Below are 21,622 nucleotides of genomic sequence, written 5' to 3'. Positions count from 1 at the left end.
AAAGAAATCGCCGCAATAATTTTGTTCTTTATTTGTTCTAATTTATCCCTATGATGATGTCAACGGAATCGAAAACCCGGCTCTACCCTTCATTTCAGCCTCGACTCGCGGGCTGACATCACTAAATAAAGGCAGACTCCAAGGGACCTGCATACGACGATGAGCGAACTGAAGACTATTTCCATACGTGGTGCGCGCGAGCACAATCTCAAGGGCATCGATCTTGACCTGCCACGCAACAAGCTGATCGTCATGACCGGCCTTTCCGGCTCCGGGAAATCGTCGCTCGCCTTCGACACCATCTATGCCGAGGGCCAGCGCCGCTATGTCGAAAGCCTTTCGGCATACGCACGCCAGTTCCTCGAAATGATGCAGAAGCCGGATGTCGACCAGATCGACGGCCTCTCGCCGGCGATTTCGATCGAGCAGAAGACGACCTCGCGCAATCCGCGCTCGACGGTCGGCACGGTCACTGAAATCTACGACTATATGCGTCTGCTGTTTGCCCGCGTCGGCGTTCCCTATTCGCCGGTCACTGGCCTGCCGATCGAGAGCCAGACGGTCAGCCAGATGGTCGATCGCGTTCTCGCTTATGAGGAAGGTACGAGGCTTTATATTCTCGCGCCGCTCGTGCGCGGGCGTAAGGGCGAATATAAGAAGGAACTGGCGGAGCTCATGAAAAAGGGCTTCCAGCGCGTCAAGGTCGACGGCCAGTTCTACGAGATCGCCGATGTGCCGGCGCTCGACAAGAAATACAAGCACGACATTGATGTGGTCGTCGACCGTATCGTCGTACGTCCGGACATGGCGGCGCGTCTCGCTGACAGCTTCGAGACCTCTTTGCGGCTTGCCGACGGTCTTGCCGTCGCGGAATTCGCCGACAAGCCGTTGCCGCCGGAGGAGACCGCTGCCGGCGGCTCCGCCAACAAGTCGCTGAACGAAACACATGAGCGCGTGCTTTTCTCGGAGAAATTTGCCTGCCCGGTTTCCGGCTTCACCATTCCGGAAATCGAGCCGCGTCTGTTCTCGTTCAACAATCCCTTCGGCGCCTGCCCGTCCTGTGACGGTTTGGGCTCGCAGCAGAAAATCGATCCGGAACTGATCGTGCCGGAACCCGAACGCACGCTGCGCGATGGCGCGATCGCGCCCTGGGCCAAGTCGACCTCGCCCTATTACAATCAGACGCTGGAGGCGCTCGGCAAGCACTACGGCTTCAAGCTCGGCAATCGCTGGAATGAGCTGTCCGACAAGGCCAAGGATGTCATTCTGAACGGCACGGAAGACAAGATAGAATTCCACTATGCCGATGGCGCGCGCTCCTACACCACGCACAAGAATTTCGAAGGCATCGTGCCGAACCTCGAGCGCCGCTGGAAGGAAACGGATTCCGCCTGGGCGCGCGAGGAGATCGAACGCTTCATGTCGGCCGCCCCCTGCCCGGCCTGCAACGGCTATCGCCTGAAACCGGAAGCCCTGGCGGTCAAGATCGACAAGCTGCACATCAGCCAGGTGGCGGAGATGTCGATCCGCGTTGCCCGCGACTGGTTTGACGCGCTGCCGGGAACATTCACTGACAAGCAGAACGAGATTGCTGTCCGCATCCTCAAGGAAATCCGCGATCGCCTGCGCTTCCTCAATGATGTCGGCCTCGAATATCTGAGCTTGTCGCGTAATTCGGGCACGCTGTCCGGCGGTGAGAGCCAGCGCATCCGGCTGGCATCGCAGATCGGTTCGGGATTGACGGGCGTTCTCTACGTTCTCGACGAGCCCTCCATTGGGCTGCATCAGCGCGACAACGCCCGCCTGCTGGAGACGCTGAAGCATCTGCGCGATATCGGCAACACCGTCATCGTCGTTGAGCACGACGAGGATGCGATCCTGACGGCCGACGATGTCGTCGATATCGGTCCCGCAGCCGGCGTGCATGGCGGCCAGGTGGTGGCGCATGGCACACCGCAGGATATCATGGCGAACCCGAAGTCACTGACCGGTAAATATCTGTCCGGCGAGCTCGGCGTGCCGGTTCCGGATGAACGCCGCAAGCCCAAAAAGGGCAAGGAAATCAAGGTTGTCGGCGCGCGCGGCAACAACCTGAAGAACGTCACGGCATCCATCCCGCTCGGCGTGTTTACGGCGGTCACAGGCGTTTCCGGCGGTGGTAAGTCCACCTTCCTGATCGAGACGCTTTACAAGTCGGCGGCACGCCGCGTCATGGGTGCCCGCGAGATTCCTGCCGATCATGACCGTATCGACGGTTTCGAGCATATCGACAAGGTCATCGATATCGATCAGTCACCGATCGGCCGCACGCCGCGCTCGAATCCGGCGACCTATACCGGCGCCTTCACTCCGATCCGCGACTGGTTCGCCGGATTGCCGGAAGCCAAGGCGCGCGGCTATCAGCCCGGCCGTTTCTCCTTCAACGTCAAGGGCGGCCGCTGCGAGGCTTGCCAGGGCGACGGCGTCATCAAGATCGAGATGCACTTCCTGCCCGATGTTTACGTCACTTGCGACGTCTGCCACGGCAAGCGCTACAATCGCGAGACCCTAGACGTCACCTTCAAGACCAAGTCGATCGCCGATGTGCTCGACATGACGGTCGAGGAAGGCGTCGATTTCTTCGCGGCCGTTCCCGCCGTGCGCGACAAGCTGCAGAGCCTGAAGGACGTCGGCCTGGGCTATATCAAGGTCGGGCAGCAGGCCAATACGCTTTCGGGTGGCGAGGCGCAGCGCGTCAAACTAGCCAAGGAGCTGTCGAAGCGATCGACCGGCCGCACGCTCTACATCCTCGACGAGCCCACAACCGGGCTGCACTTCCACGATGTCGCCAAGCTTCTGGAGATGCTGCACGAACTGGTCAATCAAGGAAATTCGGTTGTCGTCATCGAACACAATCTCGAAGTCATCAAGACTGCCGACTGGATCCTCGATTTCGGTCCGGAGGGCGGTGATGGCGGCGGCGAGATCGTGGCTGTCGGCACGCCGGAGACGATTGTCAAGGAAAAGCGCTCCTATACGGGGCAGTTCCTGAAGGAGTTGCTGGAGCGGCGCCCGGTGAAGAAGGTTGCGGCGGCGGAGTGAGATTGACCGGCCGAATGGCCAAGGAGGAGAGAATGACCAAAGCGGGCGAAATCCGCACAGGCATAGGCGGCTGGACCTTCGAACCTTGGCGCGGGACCTTCTATCCCGACACGCTGAAGCAGAAAGACGAGCTGAATTATGCCAGCCGCCAGCTGAAAGTGATCGAGGTCAACGGCACCTATTACAGCACGCAAAAGCCTGAAGTGTTTGCCAAATGGGCGGCCGATGTTCCCGATGGCTTCATCTTCTCCCTGAAGGCGACACGTTTCGTCACCAACCGGCGGGTTCTTTCCGAAGCCGGTGAATCGATGCAGAAGTTCCTGGAATCCGGCATCAGCGAGCTCGGCGATCACCTCGGCCCGCTGCTCTGGCAGTTCGCACCGACGAAGAAATTCGATCCGGATGATTTCGAGGCTTTCCTCAAGCTGCTACCGGCGAAGCAGGATGGTCTTGCGCTGAGACACGTCGTCGAGGTCCGGCACGATTCCTTCAAAGTGCCGGAGTTCGTCGCGCTGCTCGAAAAATACAATGTCGCGCCCGTTTGCGCCGAGCATTTCGAGTATCCGATGATTGCGGATGTCACGGCAGACTTCGTCTATGCCCGCCTGCAGAAGGGATCGGACGATATCAAGACCTGCTATCCGCCGAAGGATCTGAAAGCCTGGGCGGATCGCTTGAAAAGCTGGGCCGCCGGAAGGGTACCGGACGATCTGCCGCTGATCGATGCAAAGCGTAAGGTCAAGGAGGAGCCGCGCGATGTCTTCGCCTTCATGATCCATGAAGGCAAGGTAAATGCGCCGCCCGGTGCGATCGCCCTGCAGCAGGAAGTTGCGAAATAGCGCTATAGCGGTTTAACGGCTGCGACGAGGTCTTCGGCGGTCAGCCCCTTCCCGGCATGTTGACCGGCAAGCCCATGCAGCCAGACGCCGGCGGCGGCCGCCTCGAAGGCCGGCGCCCCCTGCGCCATCAGGCCGCCGACAATGCCGGCAAGTACGTCGCCGGAGCCGGCGGTCGCAAGCCAGGGTGGCGCATTGGCGTTGATCAGTGCTCTGCCGTCCGGAGCGGCGATGACGCTATCGGCACCCTTGTAGATGATGGCGGCGTGAGCTCTGGCTGCCGCCGCCCTCGCCTTGTCGACCTTGCTCAAGCTTTCGTCCGCAGCGATATCGGGAAAGAGCCGGCCGAACTCTCCCTCATGGGGTGTCAGCACCAAGCGTGTCGGTCCTTCGGCAAAGGCATCGAACAGCCGTTGCGGCTCGTCGCGAAATGAGGTGATGCCGTCGGCATCCAGCACCAGGTGGCGATCCGCGAGCGCGAAGCAGAATTGCCGCGCCTTTTCGCCGGCGCCGAAGCCAGGCCCAAGAATGAAGCTCGAAAGGCGTTTATCGGCAAGCCATTCGAGCAATGAGGCTTCATCCGCGATGGAATGCAGCATGATTGCCGTCAGCAGGCCGGCATTGACATCAAGCGCTTCTGGCGGCGAGGCGATGGTGACGAGCCCTGCCCCCGCCTTCAACCCGGCCATGGCGGACATGCGCGCGGCACCTGTCGCGTTCGGCCCGCCCGAGAAGACGACGAGATGGCCGCGCTTGTATTTGTGCGTATCGACGCCCGCCGAAGGTATGGCCGCCTGCCATTGTGCCGGCTTGTTTTCGGCGAGCGAGCGATCGGCGTGCGCGCGGACGATGCGGTCGGGAATGCCGATGTCGAAAACCTCCAGCTCGCCGCACAGATCGCGACCGGGCAAGAGAAGATGGCCCGGCTTGCGCGTCATGAAGGTCACCGTGTGCGCGGCGTGGAAGGCTGCACCGAGAACCTGACCGCTACGACCATCGAGACCCGACGGAAGATCGACTGAAATCACGGGAATATCAGCAGCCGCGACGCGAGCGATAACGGCGGCCACGTCATCCGGAACCGGCCGCGACAGGCCCGCGCCGAAGATCGCATCGATCACGACGTCGCCAGCCAGTGGAATAAAGCCCTCGATCGTCTCGCCCGCGACCGGGCAATCAGCAAAAGCACTGATAGCATCGCCCTTGAGCCGCTGGGGATCGCCAAGACGGAAAAGCCGCACGTCGGCCCCGGCCTGTTTCAGCGCGCGCGCTGCCACATAGCCGTCGCCGCCATTGTTTCCCGGTCCACAGAGAACGGCATATCGGACGGCTCCGGGAAAGTGCCGGAGCGCGACGGCAGCAACCGCCTGCCCTGCCTTCTCCATAAGCCCGTAGGAATCGATGCCGGATGCGGCTGCGGCGCGGTCGACGGCAGACATGGCGTCGGGGGTGAGGAGCAGATCGGTGAGCGGCAACATCATGGCGGATATTATAGATGCGAAATCTGCCTCAAAAACAACCGCTATTCCGGTGGCCATTTTGGTCGATAAATATGCATTTGCATAAAAATTAAACAATAACATTCAAGGCCTTGCCGAAGCACAAACCTGCGGCGCGTGGCTCTTTTTTGCGAAATTTTGCTTATCCCACGCATTTCCGCGCGAAATCGCTTCCATTTTTCCGAAAAATCCTCATCAATTCATCGTCTCGGTGCGAATTCGCCGAGATTTTTTACAGCGGTCCGTCCTCAATTGGCATGGTACGTGCATTACGTTGGCCGAGCGGGGAGTAGTCCTGCTGTATCAGGAGAAGCGGAGAGACATTTTCTCATGAAAAAGATCGAAGCGATCATTAAGCCCTTCAAGCTCGACGAAGTGAAGGAAGCCCTTCAGGAAGTCGGCCTGCAGGGTATCACCGTCACGGAAGCGAAGGGCTTCGGTCGTCAGAAGGGCCATACGGAACTTTACCGTGGCGCCGAATACGTCGTCGACTTCCTGCCGAAGGTGAAGGTCGAAGTTGTATTGGCGGACGAAAATGCGGAAGCGGTGATCGAGGCCATACGCAAGGCTGCGCAAACAGGCCGTATCGGCGACGGAAAGATTTTCGTTTCCAACGTGGAAGAAGTCATTCGAATCCGCACCGGCGAAACGGGCATCGACGCCATTTAATCTGCCCGGCCTATTCTCGGCCGCGGCTCGTTTAATCGTCATCTAAGTCAAGGGAAGTAATTTAATGACGACCGCAAGCGAAATTTTGAAACAAATCAAGGATAACGACGTCAAGTTCGTCGACCTGCGCTTTACGGATCCGAAGGGCAAGCTCCAGCACCTGACCATGGATGTGATCTGTGTCGACGAAGACATGTTCGCCGACGGCGTCATGTTCGACGGCTCCTCGATTGCCGGCTGGAAGGCCATCAACGAATCCGACATGGTGCTGATGCCCGATCCGGATACGGTCCACATGGATCCGTTCTTCGCGCAGTCCACCATGGTCATCCTTTGCGACATCCTCGATCCGGTCTCCGGCGAAGCCTATAACCGCGATCCGCGCGGCACCGCCAAAAAGGCTGAAGCCTATCTCAAGGCCTCCGGCATCGGCGATACCGCTTTCTTCGGCCCGGAAGCCGAATTCTTCGTCTTCGACGACGTCAAGTACAAGGCCGATCCATACAATACCGGCTTCAAGCTCGATTCCAGCGAACTGCCGTCCAACGACGACACCGATTACGAAACGGGCAACCTCGGCCACCGTCCGCGTATCAAGGGCGGCTACTTCCCGGTCCCGCCGATCGATAGCTGCCAGGACATGCGCTCGGAAATGCTGACGGTTCTCGCCGAAATGGGCGTCGTCGTCGAAAAGCATCACCACGAAGTCGCAGCCGCCCAGCACGAGCTCGGCATCAAGTTCGACACGCTGGTACGCAACGCCGACAAGATGCAGATCTACAAATATGTCGTGCATCAGGTCGCCAATGCCTATGGCAAGACGGCAACCTTCATGCCGAAGCCGATCTTCGGCGACAACGGCTCGGGCATGCACGTTCATCAGTCGATCTGGAAAGGCGGCAAGCCGACCTTCGCCGGCGACGAATATGCAGGCCTGTCCGAAAGCTGCCTCTATTACATCGGCGGCATCATCAAGCATGCCAAGGCCATCAATGCCTTCACCAACCCGTCGACGAACTCCTACAAGCGTCTCGTCCCGGGCTATGAAGCTCCGGTTCTGCTCGCCTATTCCGCGCGCAACCGCTCCGCTTCCTGCCGCATTCCGTTCGGCTCGAACCCGAAGGCAAAGCGCGTCGAAGTCCGCTTCCCTGACCCGACCGCCAACCCCTATCTCGGCTTCGCAGCCATGCTGATGGCCGGCCTCGACGGCATCAAGAACAAGATCCATCCCGGCAAGGCCATGGACAAGGATCTCTACGATCTGCCGCCGAAGGAGCTGAAGAAGATCCCGACAGTGTGCGGCTCGCTGCGCGAAGCGCTGGAAAGCCTGGACAAGGACCGCAAGTTCCTGACCGCTGGCGGCGTTTTCGACGACGACCAGATCGATGCCTTCATCGAACTGAAGATGCAGGAAGTCATGCGTTTCGAAATGACCCCGCATCCGGTCGAATACGACATGTACTACTCGGTCTGATATCGGACACGAAAGCCCCGGCCTGCCGGGGCTTTCTCCATGATCGGGAAGCCGGTGGCAGGTCTCCCGCCCGATGGCGTCTTCGCATTGAGCGATCACATGCTGCTCGACCAAATAACTCGGGCCGAATGTGACAGTTCGATGAAGGAATGGGGGCAAAATCCTTGATATCAGTGGTGAAAGTCACCACATGATCGCTTGAAAGGAAGTCGTGCCATGAAACAACGAAACGCAAAATTCAATATTGGCGACGTGGTTCGACACCGGATGTTCCCCTTCCGCGGTGTCATCTTCGATGTCGATCCGGAATTCGCAAATACAGAGGAATGGTGGAATTCCATTCCCGCGGAAGTGCGTCCCGATAAGGACCAGCCCTTCTATCACCTTCTCGCCGAAAACGACGAGACGGAATATGTCGCATACGTGTCGGAGCAGAACCTCATAAACGATGAGAGCGGCGTTCCCTTACGCAATCCGCAGGTCGCTCAGATCTTCGACCAGGCCCCGACCGGGCAGCTCAAGCCCAAGATGAGCTTCGCCCATTAAACACTTGTAAAACCTATCCCATTCGAAAGGGAAGGCGCTCCCAACGCCTTCCCTTTTTATTTGGCTTCCGAGCATCGGATATGGCCATTAGAGCAAAGAAAAAGCCCGGATCACTCCGGGCTTTTTCTCATGAAACGAGACTATCGTCAGCTTACTGCTGCTTGGCAGCCTTCTGCGCATCTTCGAGCTTCTTGCGTGCTTCCTCGGCCTTCTTCTGCATGCTGTCCTGCAGGCTCTTCTGGCTTTCGGCAAGCTTCGAATCGGAGATCGCCGGACCGTCATAAGCGGCGCCGAAACCGGTCAGCGAGATCTTGATCGGGTTCGGAGCGCGGCGGAAGTTCACAGAGGTGAAGGTGACGTCGGTGCCCTTCTTCAATGAAGCGACCATCGCATCCGTCACGGGAACTTCCGCGGTGCACTTGTCCGGAAGGCAGACGGCATAGTCGAGCTTCTGGCCCTTGCCGCCATCGACCTGCATGGTGATGCCGGGCGGGATCAGGCGGGCGGTCGGAACCGAGATCTGCAGGATCTTTCGGTTGACCTTGCCATCGACGGAGATGAGGCCGACAGCCGTCACGAGCTGGCCGTTGTTTGCCATGATCAAATTCTGGACGATGCAGATATCGGCATCGTCCTGCTTGGTGCAGGTCTTGTACCAGCCCAGACGCGGCTGGTTGGGATCACCGCCGCCATCAGCGGGAGCTGCGTTGGACGCGTCCTGCGCGAAAGCGGCAGCCGGCATGGCCGCGCCAATCATGAGAGCCAGAGCAGAGAGACCTGCCCGCATTTTGTTGTCAGTCTTGAACATCATAGCGAAACCGCCTCCTGAAATCCGCTTCGGGACGACAGCACGCCGTCCCATGCAATTCGGGTCAAACCGTCGTCCACCTGTCGAATGAATAAGGCAAATACATGACCCGAGAAACCCGGCACCCCTGTTACATCGCACTGGCACGGATATCCAGCTTTTCTTTGGCCTTTTCTGCCAAGTCCTAAGATTTCCGCAGTCGCGTGTTGAATTCGGCACGCTCATGATAATGTTCGGCCGAATCGTACCCTTCCCGGAAAGGATGCCATGCAAGCGCTCCGGATCGCTGCCCTCCTGTTCTTCGCAACCTTGTGCAACGCCGCGGCGGCTCAGCCGCTTTACGGCATCGCCATGCACGGAGATCCGGCACTGCCGGCGGACTTCAAGCATTTCCCCTACGTCAATCCGGATGTCAAAAAGGGCGGCCGCGTCAGCTATGGCGTCGTCGGCACCTTCGACAATCTCAATCCCTTCATTCTGAAAAGCATGCGCACGACCGCACGCGGCATGTGGGACCCGGAATATGGCAATCTCGTTTACGAGTCTCTTATGCAACGCTCAAGCGACGAGCCCTTCACCCTTTACGGATTGTTGGCGCAGACGGTCGAATGGGACGACAATCGCAGCTTCATCCAGTTCAACCTCAATCCGAAGGCCCGATGGTCGGACGGGCAGCCAGTGACGCCGGAAGATGTAATCTTCACTTTCCAGCTTCTGCGAGACAAGGGGCGCCCCAACCTTTCATCTCCGCTGAAAGGAGTCGGTGGGATGGAGAAGGTCAACGAACATAGCGTGCGGATCCATTTCAATGAGGCGGCGAATCGCGAAACGCCGCTAATCATTGCCATGTTGCCGATCCTGCCGAAACACGTCATCGATGTGGATAATTTCGATCGAACAACGCTCGCCATTCCCGTCGGCTCTGGACCCTATAAAATCAAGAGCATCGATCCGGGCCAGCGTATCATCTATCAGCGCGATCCCAGCTATTGGGGCAAGGACATTCCCACAAAAATCGGTATCGACAACTACGACGAGATATCCGTCACCTATTTTCTGCAAGAAACCAGCCTATTCGAAGCTTTCAAGAAGGGCGATATCGACGTTTATCCCGACGGCAGCCCAAGTCATTGGCAGCGAGCCTATGATTTCCCGGCCGTAAGTTCCGGTGCGGTCGTGAAGGAGACATTTAAGCCGAAGTTGCCGAGCGGCATGATGGGCTTTGTTTTCAATACGCGTCGGCCGATCTTTGCCGACAAGAATGTGCGTAAAGGCCTGACGCTTGTCTTCGATTTCGAATGGTTCAACCGCAATCTTGCCTCCAGCGCCTATACGCGCACCGAGAGCTACTGGCAGAACTCAGACCTCTCCTCCTTCGGTGTACCGGCCGATGTCAATGAGCTAGCCATGCTCGGCCCTATCAAGGACCACATCGACCCCGACGTGCTCGACGGTACTTATAAGCTTCCCGTCAGCGACGGTTCCGGGCGCGACCGAAAGATCCTGCGCAAGGCCGTCAATTTCCTCAAGCAGGGCGGCTACACGATCAAGGGCGAGCGTATGGTCGACGGCACCGGTCGCCAGCTCAGTTTCGAGATCATGACGCAGAATGCAGATCAAGAGCGTATCGCCATCGCTTATCAACGTTCCCTAGCGCTTCTTGGCATATCCGTCACGATCCGCACGGTCGACGATTCCCAATATCAGCTGCGGACAGGAAACTACGATTACGACATGATCCTGAAAGCCTATCCCTCATCGCTATCGCCCGGCACTGAGCAGCTTGGGCGATGGGGATCGGCAGCCGCCAAGGCGGCAGGCAGCTTCAATTACGCCGGTGTTGCCAGTCCCGATGTCGACACACTGATGGAACATTTTCTGACGGCCCATTCAGCCGAGGATTTCCGCGACGCGGTGCGCTCCTTCGACCGTATCCTGATCTCCGGTTATTACATGGTGCCGCTCTACCATATCGGCCAGCAATGGGTAGCGCGGCGGAGCCACATCGCCCGTCCAGACGTGCTACCGCTTTACGGCTATCAATTGTCGACCTGGTGGGACGCCTCGGCGCAATAGGGTCGCAATGGTTCCCTTTCGGTAACCGGTTGAAGCCATCGGTGCAAAGGCCTAGATGGAGGGGAACAGCCCAAAAACCGAAAGGATGAAACCATGGAACGCATCACGATTGACATCGTCTCGGACGTCGTCTGCCCATGGTGCTATCTCGGCAAGGCCCGTCTGGAGCTGGCGATTGCCGAGGTACAGGACGAAGTAGGCGTCGATCTCAACTGGCGGCCCTATCGACTCAATCCCGACTATCCGCCAGAGGGCGTTGACCAGAAAAAGGCGCTCGAGCAAAAGCTCGGCGGCGCGGAACGCGTCGCGCAGGGCCACAAGATGCTGACCGAGCTCGGCCGCGAAGTGGGCATCAAGTTCGATTTCGATGCCATCAAGATCGGCCCGAACACGCTCGACGCCCATCGCCTCATCCATTGGTCCGTCACCGAAAGCCGCGAAAAGCAGGACAAGGTGGTGGATGCTCTCTTCAAGGCGAATTTCGAGCAAGGTCGCAATGTTGGCGACCACGCAGTGCTGCTCGACATTGCCGAAGAAGCTGGGCTCGACCGTTCGGTCATATCAACGCTGCTTGCCTCCGATGCGGACCGCGATCTCATCATCAGCGAAATCGAAGCCGCCCAGAAGATCGGCGTCAACGGTGTGCCCTTCTTCATCTTCGACCAGCAATATGCCGTCAGCGGCGCCCAGACGCCGGACGTGCTTGCCGGTGCGCTGCGCGATATCGCCAAGATGAAGGCGGAAGCGCGCGCGGGGATGAATTGATCAAGATCCACAGAGGCGCCATTCTGGCGGGAATGGCGTCGGCCAGACGTTTTTCGCGTTTTTGCTGAAACAATTTCAAAACGGCTCGCCCCGCCGCTGCAAAAACCCGAAAACCAATGCCGCGTTAATCCGGATATTCTCGAGGCCTATAAATCCACGGCCGTCAGATCGTTATATTCGCCGACCGCGATTCCATGAGGAGCCAATTCGCAAAATCCTGGATCGGACCGTCGCTCAATCGGATCGGCTCCGGCAGGATGAGACAGAAGGTCTTGGAGATCGACTGACCATCGGGCCATGGCGCAACGAGGCGACCTTCTGCCAACTCCGCCTCGACATAGAGACGTGGCACCAGGGCGACGCCCAGTCCAGCGAGCGCAGCTTCAATCAGCATGACGTGAAGATCGTAACGCGGGCCAATCGCAGGATTGGTCAGCACAATCCCGGCCTCCTGCGCATAGCGTTGCCAGGCGTCCGGGTTCTGGCGTCGATGAAGGCGCGGCAGTTCATCGAGAGTTGGTGGCACTTTCGCGCTACCGAGAAGCGTCGGATGGCAAACCGGAACCAACGTCTCCTGCAACAGCCGATGCGTTCTCATTCCAGTCCAGGCAGGGTGATCGAAATGGATCGCGGCATCAAACCCACTTCCAGCAAGGACAAAAGGCTCCATCCGTTCGGCGAGATGCACGATAATATTCGGGTGCTTTTCGCGGAACCGCCCAAGACGGGGAATAAGCCAGCGCGTGGCGAAGGTCGGGATGGTGGCGATATCGATATTCGCGCCGCCATTGGGCTGCCCCATCAGATATTGACTGTCGCGCTCCAGCCGATCCAGTGACTCGCGAACCTGTACGGCATAGCGCTCTCCATTCGGCAAGAGCCGAACACGATTACCGACCCGCTCGAACAGCGTGACACCGAGAAAGGCTTCGAGCCGGCTTATCTGGCGGCTGATCGCTCCTTCGGTCAGGGCTAACTCTTCGGCAGCGCGAGCGAAGCTTCCATGGCGAGCCGACACCTCGAACGCCAGGAGCGCAGAATTGCTTGGAATTTTGCGGCGCATGGGCGGCTCCCAACGTGATGGTTTGGCACTCGAACGGCTGCGACCTTGATATTTGATCACTAAAGCATGAGCCGATGTCGATATACCAGCGACGAATGGCAGTCTATCTTGATCAAATATCAATGAGAAACAAGGCCGAAAGCCGGTCCCTGCAACTAAAGGTGATACGATGATTTACACGGTGGAATGCAGCTTTGCCGATCCAGCCAGCGAAGCGGAGTGGAACGACTTCTATAGTCTGGATAAGCTCCCAGCCCTGATTTCGGTGAGTGGCTTTCACACCTCGCAGCGCTTGAAGGCAATCAGCCGCAATTGCCCGGTTTATCTTGCCATGCATTCGATCGATGGCCTCGATGTTCTGACGGGTGAGGAATATCGCCAAAAGGGTGGTGGAAATTTTGCGCGTTGGCAGCAGCACATCACCGATTGGCACCGAAACCTTTATGATGGCATCGAGCGAGCGCCGGCAATCGATGAAGACGAATATCTGGTGTTAAGCGCCCATGGCCCCGAGCCCCTCACCCGCCTAGACCTCACCCCGTCCGCAATGCATGCGGTGGCAATGGAGAAGCTCCCGGAGCACCGTTGGCTCGCCAAGGTGAAGCGCTCCGCGATTGCAGACATTCGGCATCTTCCCGGGGATGTTCATGTCTACGAACCGATGACGACACAATTGACGAGTGGCAAGAATGCCGCCTCCGAGACAGCGCGGTAGGTTCTGATGCCGAACGTCACAATCTTCATCCCCGCAGAAAGCATGCCGGGCGACGAAGCACTTGCCGATCTCACGGAGCAATGCACCGAACTTTGCACGGGCATCCTTCGAGCTGCATTGGCCAACGTGCATGTCATCTATGTCGCTGTCCGCTCCGGCCGAGGGCATCAGGTCTTTGCAGACATCCGATATCGCCTTGAACCCTTTCGCACGCCGGCGGTCATGGATCGCTTCATGCAAGGCCTGGATGACGCCATCAAATATAAGCTCGCCCTCACCGCGCGCATCCGTTGCTTCGGCTATGGAGCCGCATGCCTCTACGCGCGAAACTGAGCGGCTGGTTGGAGATAACAATGACTAATCCAGCGTTTCCCAGCCAGCAGGTTGGCGACTTAACAATTACCGCCATCAGCGACGGCTACCTTGCTGCCAGCCTCGACCTTCTCTCGAATATCGACCCGACAGATGCTTCTCGAATGCAGGCGAAGACGAGGATCGAGGATCCCGCCTCGATTCATATCAACTGCTACATGGTGCGTAGTGGCGGCCGCACGGCCCTGATCGACGCGGGAGCGGGCGGTTTCAAACAATGGGGTGGCCGGCTGGAAACCAATCTCGCTCTGGCCGGCATCCAGCCTCTGGATATCGACACGATCCTGCTGACACATGCCCATCCGGATCACATCGGAGGGCTGATGAACGCTTGCGGAGAGGCCACCTTCCCGAACGCCGAGCTTGTCGTCCACAATCGCGAAATCGCCTTCTGGCAGGACGACGGCAATTTGAACCGAGCGCCGGAGCGCGCCCGCGGCAACTTTATCCTCGCGCGTCGAGCGTTCGACGGCTATCGCGGCAGGCTGCGCTCTTTCGATGCCGGTGAGGTGCTTCCCGGCATCACTGCGATGCCACTTCCCGGCCATACCCCAGGGCACACGGGCTATCGTCTCAATTCCGGCGGCAAGAATCTGTTGGTCTGGGGAGATATCGTCCACTTTCCCGCGATCCAGATTGCACGACCGGATGTATCGATCGCCTTTGACCAGGATCCACATCTGGCAGCATCGACGCGATCAAGGCTATTGGATCTCGTCAGCTCGGAGCGGCTGTTGATCGCCGGTATGCACCTGGGCGAACTCGGTTTTGCGCATATCGAGCGAACGACCGGAGCCTACGGCGTGACTTATGCGGGACCTCATCGTCAGCAAAATTGAGGCCGCTCAAAAGATCAGCAATATGCCGTCAGCGGTGCCAAGACGCCGGACATGCCTGCCGGTGCGCTGCGCGATCTCGCCAAGATGGAGGCTGAAGCGCGTGCGGGGATGAACTAAGCGGGCTTCCGCTTTTTCGATCAGAGCCGCAGGGGCTTCCGCGAATCGCCGATCGCGGAAGCAGCTGAGCCATAACCGGCATCAGGTCTTTGCCAGCAGTCCCGAAGCCATCGTCCGGAAGGCCTCTATCGCCTTGGGCAGCACCTCCGTCGGATTATCGCTGGCAGCAACCCAGAGAGCGGCATTCAGCGCTGCGCCGGAAATGAGCCGGGCTGCCGCCTCGGCATCGACCGGTTTGACCACCTCTTGTTCCAGAAGCTTTGACACCGTCTGCCGGGTCCCCGCGAGGCAGCTATTCTGACTTGGCCATTTCGAGGGATCGCCCAAAACAGCCGGCCCGTCGAGCAGGACGATGCGCTGGACCTCCGGATCGAGCGCCATCTTGATGTAGGCCTCGCCTTCCGCAAGCAGTCCTTGCCAGTCACCGTCCGCCTGTGCGCCGATCTCCTTCGCCCGCAGCGCCATCTCATTGTCGATCTGATCGACGACTGCGGCGAGTAATCCGCGCTTGTCGCCGAAATTGTGGTAGAGCGCGCCCCTCGTCAGACCGACATCCGCCGTCAACTCATCCATTGAAGCCGCCGCAAACCCTTTCTCCGCGAAAGCTCTCCGCGCAGCGGCAATCAGCTTGGTGCGATTTTCTTCCATTGTTTCCAGGCGCTTTGCCATATCACTCTCAAATTTCATATACGTTTCGTATGTGAAATATTGACATACGTCGCGCATATCAATATTTCACATACGCACCGTATATCAAACGAGACGGCGGTTTGGAAGCCTCGCGCGAGCTTGCGTCCTTCCCATCTTTTCAGATCAACGCGAATGAGAGCCGACACCATGACGACACGCAATGCAATTTTCCCGAAGAACAGACATGCGCTTTATGAGGAGCACGGCTATTCCGCCGCAATCCGTTCCGGCGACCTGCTGTTCGTCTCCGGTCAAGTTGGTAGCCGTGCGGATGGAAGCCCAGAGCCGGATTTCGAAAAACAGGTCGAACTCGCCTTCGACAATCTGAGAGCAACCTTGGAAGCCGCAGGCTGCACCTTCGACGATATCATCGATGTCACCACGTTTCACACCGATCCGGAGCGGCAGTTCGGCACTATCATGAGCGTCAAGAACCGGATCTTCACCGAAAAGCCCTATCCGAACTGGACGGCGGTCGGCGTCAACTGGCTGGCGGGTTTCGATTTCGAGATCAAGGTCATTGCGCGCATTCCGGAGACTGGAGAAGCGCGCGAGTCTCGGGCAGCCTAAAGACGATGACGGATTTCGGCCCATAGGGAAAAATAGCCGCAGTGAGTTGAAAGCAATCTCGAACGATGCTCAACGGACAACCAAACCATTCCCGCTGCACCGTTCGCAAAATGCCATCAGCAACGCTGGCTGTGGATCCCAATTGGCGGCGTTGCGACGTATCGGCGATCGCATTCTTGATATCGGCTGGGGACCCAGCCCGCTTACACGTGACGGAGGCGGAAGACGTGTACCTCACCATCACTTCATATCCGCCTGGCGATGAGGCAGACGAGGCACAGCTTGCCGAATTCCGCAAGACAATTGCCGAAGCGTTCGAAGTTGGCGACAGCGTACACGAAACCGAGAAGGAAACGGTGCTCTCATTAGCCGCAAGAAAGGCTGAGAGCTCGCCTCGTTATTTCGCCAGCTCCGCCAACTGCGACTTCACAATAGGCGCTCCCTGATGGAGGCGACCGCACCCGTCCCTAAATGCACCTTTGCGATGCGTGGCGCCAAGAGCACGGAAGCGTTCCTATCAAGTTCTCGCCTTCTACTGGCGGGTCGAGATGCATAAGCAAATCTATTTATACATAAAGTTGTAAGGTGTATGATCGTTCAGCCGTACGATCAGGAAGGTTTCGTCATTGCAAGAGTGAGGAAATAGAAATGGCCTGGAAAAATTCTCGCATACTTTGTTTCACATTGGCTCTCGTCATTATCGGTGGTGTCGCAACGGCGCAGGAAAAGACGGTCAATCAGGCCATCGATGAGAGTCTGGGGAACCACACCAAATACGAGACAGCTATCAAAGCGCTTCAGAAAGCCGTAGCGGCTCATGATGCCGCAGGAGTTGCAGCTCTTGTGAGTTATCCGATCAGAGTAAAGGTCAACGGAAAACAAACCAATATCAAATCGGCAAAGGCTTTCGTCGACCACTACGACGGGATCATGACCACAGGCATTACCAAGGCCGTCGTTGATCAGAAATATGAAAACCTCACTGTCAATTATCAGGGCATCATGTTCGGAGACGGTCAGGTGTGGGTAAACGGCATCTGCCATGACAGTGCCTGCAACAACTTCGATGTAAAAGTGATCACCATTCAGGAGGGGGCGAACTAATGGTGGGTTTCAAATCATCTGAGCCGCATTTTCGCTTGCTCGGCTGCATTGCTGTTTTTTTGCTTACTCTTTCGGGGTGCCAAACGCCTGAAGAACAACGAGCCCAGGACTTGCAGAACGACGCCCAGCATTGCGCGGCAGCTGGCTTTAGCACCGGTTCGAATGCCATGGCTAATTGCATGGACACGGCAGCTGCCGCACGATCTGCCGATAAGGACAGGCAAGCGGCAGCGCAACTCCAGCAACAAGCAAAACGGGCGGCCGACGACGCAGCATGGGACCGGCGCGTCCAGCAGATACGGAACGATACAAGAGCAGATGCAGACGCGTGGAGCAGCGGTACGGGCCGTTACAGCAATTCGGCGGGTAATGACGATAACACTCTTCCCAGTGCTGCGGGAGTAAATGGCATGGAATGCGTCGGGACCGGTGCAGACGCCGCTTGCAACGCACGATGAGAATCCCTTACCTATTCCTCATACGACGTTTGGCCTCAAGCAAATCATGATTATGGCTTAAAGCTCAGTGCGATTGTGGCCAAATCGTTCCAGCGACGTCCAGTTAACTATACCTTTGCGCTACTTCGCCAATTCCGCCAGCTGCGTCATGACAACTGCCGCTCCCTGCAGCCGCTTTTCCGGAGTCGGCAGGTCGCGCGTCAGGAAGACGCTCTGGTCGGGGCGGATCTTGGCCATCGTGCCCTGTTTGGCGATATAGCCGACGAGATTGGCGGGGTTCGGGAATTCCTTGTTACGGAACTGGACGACGACGCCCTTCGGGCCGGCGTCCAGCTTCTCGACATTGGCGATGCGGCAGAGCGACTTGATGTAGACGATCTTGAGGAGATGCTGCACCTCGATCGGCAAGGGGCCGAATCGATCGATCATCTCGGCTCCGAAACTATCGATCTCCTTCAGCTCTGTGATCTCGCCGAGGCGGCGATAGAGCGCCATGCGCAGATGCAGATCGGGCACATAATCGTCGGGAATCATGACAGGCGTGCCGACGGAGATCTGCGGGGACCAGCCAGTATCCTGGATCTCGTCGACGCCCTTTACCTCGGCGACGGCCTCCTCGAGCATCTGCTGGTAGAGCTCGAAACCGACTTCCTTGATATGACCCGACTGTTCCTCGCCAAGCAGATTGCCGGCGCCGCGGATGTCGAGATCGTGGCTTGCGAGCTGGAAGCCGGCACCGAGCGTGTCCAGAGACTGCAGCACCTTGAGCCGGCGCTCCGCCGTCGTCGTCAGTACCTTGTTGACCGGAAGCGTGAAGAGCGCAAAGGCGCGGACCTTGGAGCGGCCGACGCGGCCGCGCAGCTGATAAAGCTGAGCAAGGCCGAACATATCGGCGCGATGGACGATCAACGTATTGGCCGTCGGCACGTCTAGGCCGGATTCTACGATGGTGGTGGACAGCAGCACATCATAGCGGCCTTCGTAGAAGGCGTTCATGATGTCTTCCAGTTCGCCGGCCGGCATCTGGCCGTGCGCGACCGCCACCTTCAGCTCAGGCACATCCGACTGCAGGAAGGCGTGGATATCGGCGAGGTCGGCGAGACGCGGACAGACATAGAAGCTCTGGCCGCCGCGATAATGCTCGCGCATCAGCGTTTCGCGGATCACGAGGGAATCGAAGGGTGAAATGAAGGTGCGCACCGCCATGCGGTCGACCGGCGGCGTCGTGATGAGCGAGAGTTCGCGCACGCCCGTCATCGCCAGCTGCAGCGTGCGCGGGATCGGTGTCGCCGACAGCGTCAGCACATGCACGTCGCTCTTCAGCTCCTTCAGGCGCTCCTTGTGCTTCACGCCGAAATGCTGCTCCTCGTCGATGATGAGCAGGCCGAGATTGGCGAAGCTGATGCCGGCGCCGAGCAGCGCGTGTGTGCCGACGACGATATCCGTCTTGCCTTCGGCAACTTCCTTCTTGGTCAGCGCCAGATCCTTGGCGCCAACCAGGCGGGATGCCTGCTGTACCCGGATCGGCAGGCCGCGGAAACGCTCGGAAAAGGTCTTGAAATGCTGGCGGGCGAGCAAGGTCGTCGGCACGACAACGGCGACCTGCACGCCATTCATGGCGGCGACGAAGGCGGCACGCAACGCCACCTCGGTCTTGCCGAAGCCGACGTCGCCGCAGACGAGGCGGTCCATCGGCCGGCCGGCGCCGAGATCCTCACGCACCGCCTCGATGGCATTCATCTGGTCGTCGGTCTCGTCATAGGGGAAGCGTGCAGCGAACTCGTCGTAGAGCCCTTCGGGCGAAGTCAGCACCGGCGCGTGGCGCGTCAGGCGCTCGGCTGCGACACGGATCAAGTCACCAGCGATATCCAGAAGGCGCTTCTTGAGCTTCGCCTTGCGCATCTGCCAGGCGCCGCCGCCGAGCTTGTCGAGCTGCGCCTCGGTGCCCTCGCCGCCAAAGCGCGAGAGCAGATCGATGTTCTCGACCGGCAGGAAGAGTTTGGCATCATCGGCATATTGCAGCTCAAGGCAGGCATGCGGTGCGCCGGCGGCCTCGATGGTCCTCAGCCCAACGAAACGGCCAATGCCGTGCTCGGCATGAACGACGATCGAGCCTTCGTCCAAGCCTGCCACTTCCGAGATGAAATCAGCGGCGCGCTTGCGGCGCTTGGAGCGACGCACCATGCGGTCGCCAAGAATATCCTGCTCGCCAATGACGATCAGATCGCCAGCCTCGAAACCGGCTTCGAGGCTGAGTACGGCGGCCGCCGCCTCACCCTTCGCGAGGCCGCTGAGATCCTTGAAGGCCTCAATCGTCTTGACGCGCGCCAGCCCATGTTCGGAGAGCACCTGCAGCAGGCGATCGAGCGAACCCTCGGTCCAGGCGGAGATGAGCACCTTGCCACCTGCAGCCCGCTTGTCGGCAATATGCTTGACGACCGCATCGAAGACGTTGACGCGCTCGCTATCGGCTGTGTCAGTCGCTGACCGCGCCCAGCGCGGCCCTTGGCGGGCATCAAGCTCGATGACGCGACGCGCTTCACCCTCGTGTTCATTGAAGGGCGAGATACGGATCGCGCCGAAGGCATCGAGCGCGTTGCCGAAGGCCTTGCCATCGAGATAGAGCTGACCAGGCGTGACCGGTTTATAGGGCGTGCCCTGCGCCATCTGCCCCTTGGCCTGCTGGCCGGCATTCAGGCGGGCATCGTAATAATCGAAGACGAGCTTGGAGCGCTCCTCAGCCGCCTCGCGCACGGTGTGATCCGTGACCAAGCGGAAGCCCTTGAGATAGTCGAAAACCGTCTCCAGCTTCTCGTAGAAGAGCGGCAGCCAGTGTTCCATGCCGGCGTAGCGGCGGCCTTCGGAGACAGCGAGATAGAGCGCGTCATCGCGCGTAGCGGCGCCGAAGGCGGAGAGATAATTCTTGCGAAAGCGGCTGATCGTATCCGGCGTCAGCGTCACTTCGCTCATCGGATTGAGATCGAGCGAACGCACCTGCCCTGTCGTGCGCTGGCTGGCGGGATCGAAGCTGCGGATGCTTTCCAGCGTATCGCCGAAGAAATCCAGGCGCACCGGCTCTTCCGTGCCGGGAACGAAGACGTCGAGAATGCCGCCGCGCACCGCATATTCACCGACCTCACGTACCGTTGCGACACGATCGAAACCGTTGCGCTCCAGGCGGGCCGCGATGTCATCCATCCGCACCTGGTTACCCGGTCGGGCCGAAAAGGCCAGGCTCTCGATAATGTCCTGCGGCGCCACCTTCTGCAGCATGGCGTTGACGGTCACCAGCACGATCGCCGCATGCGGCTTGCGATGATGTGCGATCAGGCCGGACAAAGCCGCCAGGCGCCGGGCCGAGGTATCGGAGCTTGGAGAAACGCGGTCGTAGGGAAGGCAATCCCAGGCAGGCAGGGTGAGAACAGGGATTTCGGGCGCGATGAAGCCGAGCATCTGTTCGACATCGGCCATATGCTGACCGTCGGACATGACATAGGCTATCGGCTGACCGGCCTTTGCCATTTCGGCAATCAGGAACGGCTCCAGGCCGGCTGGAACATGACCGATCGTCATCGGCTCGCTTGCGGCGAGCAGCTTCTTCGCGTCGAAACCGGGGATCATTTCGTTAATCCGAACCTTTCGGCGATTTCTTCGAAATCGGGCTTGTAAGAGGCCAAGCGCTCAAAGAGCGGCGTCTGCAGATGCTGCGGCGTCGGTTGGCTGCCGAGGATCCATTTCAGGAGATCGTTGTCCTCTTCAGCCATGATGCGCTCAAGCTCATCAAGATCGGCTTCAGCCAATCCAGGCAGCTCATTATCGGCAAACTGGCCGAAGACCAGATCCATCTCGCGGATGCCGCGATGCCAGCAACGGAAAAGGATGCGCCGACGGCGAGGATCGAGATCGGCACTGCTGAGGGTCAGCCCAGTCATCAAAAACA

The 21,622-nt window shown here is 58.8% G+C and carries 19 protein-coding genes and 1 pseudogene; 14 read left to right on the top strand and 6 right to left on the bottom strand.

The window, feature by feature from the left end:
- Positions 1-159 precede the first annotated feature (159 nt).
- Both uvrA and JJQ51_RS22280 read left to right on the top strand, forming a co-directional pair.
- Positions 160-3,081: an excinuclease ABC subunit UvrA gene (gene uvrA / locus JJQ51_RS22285; protein WP_113389619.1), complete on the top strand. Its 2,922-nt coding sequence runs from the start codon at positions 160-162 to the stop codon at positions 3,079-3,081.
- A 32-nt stretch (positions 3,082-3,113) separates the two neighbouring features.
- Positions 3,114-3,920 carry a DUF72 domain-containing protein gene (locus JJQ51_RS22280; protein ID WP_113333773.1) on the top strand — a complete coding sequence of 269 codons (807 nt, stop codon included), beginning with the start codon at positions 3,114-3,116 and terminating at the stop codon, positions 3,918-3,920.
- A gap of 2 nt (positions 3,921-3,922) precedes the next feature.
- Here the strand turns inward: JJQ51_RS22280 and JJQ51_RS22275 are convergent, their stop codons facing one another.
- A complete protein-coding gene (locus tag JJQ51_RS22275; protein ID WP_113389618.1) occupies positions 3,923-5,398 on the bottom strand; it encodes an NAD(P)H-hydrate dehydratase in 1,476 nt (491 codons plus the stop codon).
- 348 nt (positions 5,399-5,746) lie between these two features.
- Between JJQ51_RS22275 and JJQ51_RS22270 the strand changes: the two genes are divergently transcribed.
- The 3 genes from JJQ51_RS22270 (at position 5,747) to hspQ (ending at position 8,105) form a co-directional block, all read left to right on the top strand.
- A complete protein-coding gene (locus JJQ51_RS22270; protein ID WP_015339877.1) occupies positions 5,747-6,085 on the top strand; it encodes a P-II family nitrogen regulator in 339 nt (112 codons plus the stop codon).
- Positions 6,086-6,149: 64 nt separating this feature from the next.
- Positions 6,150-7,559: a type I glutamate--ammonia ligase gene (gene glnA / locus JJQ51_RS22265; protein WP_113333771.1), complete on the top strand. Its 1,410-nt coding sequence runs from the start codon at positions 6,150-6,152 to the stop codon at positions 7,557-7,559.
- 216 nt (positions 7,560-7,775) lie between these two features.
- Complete coding sequence (hspQ, locus tag JJQ51_RS22260) at positions 7,776-8,105, top strand: heat shock protein HspQ (protein ID WP_069612159.1); 330 nt, start codon at positions 7,776-7,778, stop codon at positions 8,103-8,105.
- A 151-nt stretch (positions 8,106-8,256) separates the two neighbouring features.
- Here hspQ and JJQ51_RS22255 read toward each other — a convergent pair whose 3' ends face one another.
- Positions 8,257-8,916, bottom strand: coding sequence for an invasion associated locus B family protein (locus tag JJQ51_RS22255; RefSeq protein WP_069612158.1), 660 nt, complete (start codon positions 8,914-8,916; stop codon positions 8,257-8,259).
- Positions 8,917-9,180: 264 nt separating this feature from the next.
- Here JJQ51_RS22255 and JJQ51_RS22250 point away from each other — a divergent pair, with 264 nt between their 5' ends.
- Together JJQ51_RS22250 and JJQ51_RS22245 are read left to right on the top strand one after the other, a co-directional pair.
- Entirely contained in the window at positions 9,181-10,989 is a 1,809-nt protein-coding gene (locus tag JJQ51_RS22250; RefSeq protein ID WP_113333770.1) for an extracellular solute-binding protein, read from the top strand.
- 93 nt (positions 10,990-11,082) lie between these two features.
- Positions 11,083-11,754 carry a DsbA family oxidoreductase gene (locus JJQ51_RS22245; protein ID WP_152094179.1) on the top strand — a complete coding sequence of 224 codons (672 nt, stop codon included), beginning with the start codon at positions 11,083-11,085 and terminating at the stop codon, positions 11,752-11,754.
- 163 nt (positions 11,755-11,917) lie between these two features.
- On the opposite strand, the gene JJQ51_RS22240 is transcribed toward JJQ51_RS22245, so the two are convergent.
- The gene (locus JJQ51_RS22240; protein ID WP_152096162.1) at positions 11,918-12,817 is read right to left on the bottom strand and encodes a LysR substrate-binding domain-containing protein; all 900 of its coding nucleotides are present in this window, start codon (positions 12,815-12,817) and stop codon (positions 11,918-11,920) included.
- Between the two features lie 169 nt (positions 12,818-12,986).
- Here JJQ51_RS22240 and JJQ51_RS22235 point away from each other — a divergent pair, with 169 nt between their 5' ends.
- From JJQ51_RS22235 to JJQ51_RS22220, 4 genes and pseudogenes are all read left to right on the top strand, one after another.
- Complete coding sequence (locus tag JJQ51_RS22235; protein WP_113395992.1) at positions 12,987-13,532, top strand: sugar ABC transporter; 546 nt, start codon at positions 12,987-12,989, stop codon at positions 13,530-13,532.
- Positions 13,533-13,538: 6 nt separating this feature from the next.
- Entirely contained in the window at positions 13,539-13,865 is a 327-nt protein-coding gene (locus JJQ51_RS22230; RefSeq protein WP_113352547.1) for a hypothetical protein, read from the top strand.
- Positions 13,866-13,885: 20 nt separating this feature from the next.
- Complete coding sequence (locus JJQ51_RS22225) at positions 13,886-14,743, top strand: MBL fold metallo-hydrolase (protein WP_113352548.1); 858 nt, start codon at positions 13,886-13,888, stop codon at positions 14,741-14,743.
- Between the two features lie 12 nt (positions 14,744-14,755).
- Positions 14,756-14,860: pseudogene (locus JJQ51_RS22220) on the top strand (disulfide bond formation protein DsbA); the annotation flags it as partial.
- 81 nt (positions 14,861-14,941) lie between these two features.
- Here JJQ51_RS22220 and JJQ51_RS22215 read toward each other — a convergent pair.
- Positions 14,942-15,529 carry a TetR/AcrR family transcriptional regulator gene (locus JJQ51_RS22215; protein WP_269245341.1) on the bottom strand — a complete coding sequence of 196 codons (588 nt, stop codon included), beginning with the start codon at positions 15,527-15,529 and terminating at the stop codon, positions 14,942-14,944.
- Positions 15,530-15,697: 168 nt separating this feature from the next.
- Here JJQ51_RS22215 and JJQ51_RS22210 point away from each other — a divergent pair, with 168 nt between their 5' ends.
- From JJQ51_RS22210 to JJQ51_RS22200, 3 genes are all read left to right on the top strand, one after another.
- The gene (locus tag JJQ51_RS22210) at positions 15,698-16,120 is read left to right on the top strand and encodes a RidA family protein (RefSeq protein WP_269245340.1); all 423 of its coding nucleotides are present in this window, start codon (positions 15,698-15,700) and stop codon (positions 16,118-16,120) included.
- 227 nt (positions 16,121-16,347) lie between these two features.
- Entirely contained in the window at positions 16,348-16,566 is a 219-nt protein-coding gene (locus tag JJQ51_RS22205) for a hypothetical protein (protein ID WP_269245339.1), read from the top strand.
- Between the two features lie 202 nt (positions 16,567-16,768).
- Positions 16,769-17,224, top strand: coding sequence for a hypothetical protein (locus JJQ51_RS22200; RefSeq protein ID WP_269245338.1), 456 nt, complete (start codon positions 16,769-16,771; stop codon positions 17,222-17,224).
- A gap of 578 nt (positions 17,225-17,802) precedes the next feature.
- On the opposite strand, the gene mfd is transcribed toward JJQ51_RS22200, so the two are convergent.
- A complete protein-coding gene (gene mfd, locus JJQ51_RS22195; protein ID WP_269245337.1) occupies positions 17,803-21,303 on the bottom strand; it encodes a transcription-repair coupling factor in 3,501 nt (1,166 codons plus the stop codon).
- Entirely contained in the window at positions 21,300-21,614 is a 315-nt protein-coding gene (locus tag JJQ51_RS22190) for an FAD assembly factor SdhE (protein WP_112507144.1), read from the bottom strand. The genes mfd and JJQ51_RS22190 overlap by 4 nt, the downstream gene beginning before the upstream one ends.
- Between the last annotated feature and the right edge of the window lie 8 nt (positions 21,615-21,622).

The organism is Rhizobium sp. AG207R (genome assembly GCF_027109195.1).
GTDB classification, from domain to species: Bacteria; Pseudomonadota; Alphaproteobacteria; order Rhizobiales; family Rhizobiaceae; genus Rhizobium; species Rhizobium dioscoreae.
The sequence above is the reverse complement of the archived record's forward strand: the minus strand, read 5'-3'. Positions and strand labels throughout refer to the sequence as shown.

What these genes read in the sequence shown, in the direction of transcription:
- JJQ51_RS22240 (WP_152096162.1), bottom strand. Translation starts at nt 12,817, where the DNA reads ATGCGCCGCAAAATTCCAAGCAATTCTGCGCTCCTGGCGTTCGAGGTG.
- uvrA (WP_113389619.1), top strand. Translation starts at nt 160, where the DNA reads ATGAGCGAACTGAAGACTATTTCCATACGTGGTGCGCGCGAGCACAAT.
- JJQ51_RS22215 (WP_269245341.1), bottom strand. Translation starts at nt 15,529, where the DNA reads ATGGCAAAGCGCCTGGAAACAATGGAAGAAAATCGCACCAAGCTGATT.
- JJQ51_RS22235 (WP_113395992.1), top strand. Translation starts at nt 12,987, where the DNA reads ATGATTTACACGGTGGAATGCAGCTTTGCCGATCCAGCCAGCGAAGCG.
- JJQ51_RS22225 (WP_113352548.1), top strand. Translation starts at nt 13,886, where the DNA reads ATGACTAATCCAGCGTTTCCCAGCCAGCAGGTTGGCGACTTAACAATT.
- JJQ51_RS22200 (WP_269245338.1), top strand. Translation starts at nt 16,769, where the DNA reads ATGGCCTGGAAAAATTCTCGCATACTTTGTTTCACATTGGCTCTCGTC.
- JJQ51_RS22270 (WP_015339877.1), top strand. Translation starts at nt 5,747, where the DNA reads ATGAAAAAGATCGAAGCGATCATTAAGCCCTTCAAGCTCGACGAAGTG.
- JJQ51_RS22210 (WP_269245340.1), top strand. Translation starts at nt 15,698, where the DNA reads ATGACGACACGCAATGCAATTTTCCCGAAGAACAGACATGCGCTTTAT.
- mfd (WP_269245337.1), bottom strand. Translation starts at nt 21,303, where the DNA reads ATGATCCCCGGTTTCGACGCGAAGAAGCTGCTCGCCGCAAGCGAGCCG.
- JJQ51_RS22250 (WP_113333770.1), top strand. Translation starts at nt 9,181, where the DNA reads ATGCAAGCGCTCCGGATCGCTGCCCTCCTGTTCTTCGCAACCTTGTGC.
- JJQ51_RS22280 (WP_113333773.1), top strand. Translation starts at nt 3,114, where the DNA reads ATGACCAAAGCGGGCGAAATCCGCACAGGCATAGGCGGCTGGACCTTC.
- JJQ51_RS22275 (WP_113389618.1), bottom strand. Translation starts at nt 5,398, where the DNA reads ATGATGTTGCCGCTCACCGATCTGCTCCTCACCCCCGACGCCATGTCT.
- hspQ (WP_069612159.1), top strand. Translation starts at nt 7,776, where the DNA reads ATGAAACAACGAAACGCAAAATTCAATATTGGCGACGTGGTTCGACAC.
- JJQ51_RS22245 (WP_152094179.1), top strand. Translation starts at nt 11,083, where the DNA reads ATGGAACGCATCACGATTGACATCGTCTCGGACGTCGTCTGCCCATGG.
- glnA (WP_113333771.1), top strand. Translation starts at nt 6,150, where the DNA reads ATGACGACCGCAAGCGAAATTTTGAAACAAATCAAGGATAACGACGTC.
- JJQ51_RS22230 (WP_113352547.1), top strand. Translation starts at nt 13,539, where the DNA reads ATGCCGAACGTCACAATCTTCATCCCCGCAGAAAGCATGCCGGGCGAC.
- JJQ51_RS22255 (WP_069612158.1), bottom strand. Translation starts at nt 8,916, where the DNA reads ATGATGTTCAAGACTGACAACAAAATGCGGGCAGGTCTCTCTGCTCTG.
- JJQ51_RS22190 (WP_112507144.1), bottom strand. Translation starts at nt 21,614, where the DNA reads ATGACTGGGCTGACCCTCAGCAGTGCCGATCTCGATCCTCGCCGTCGG.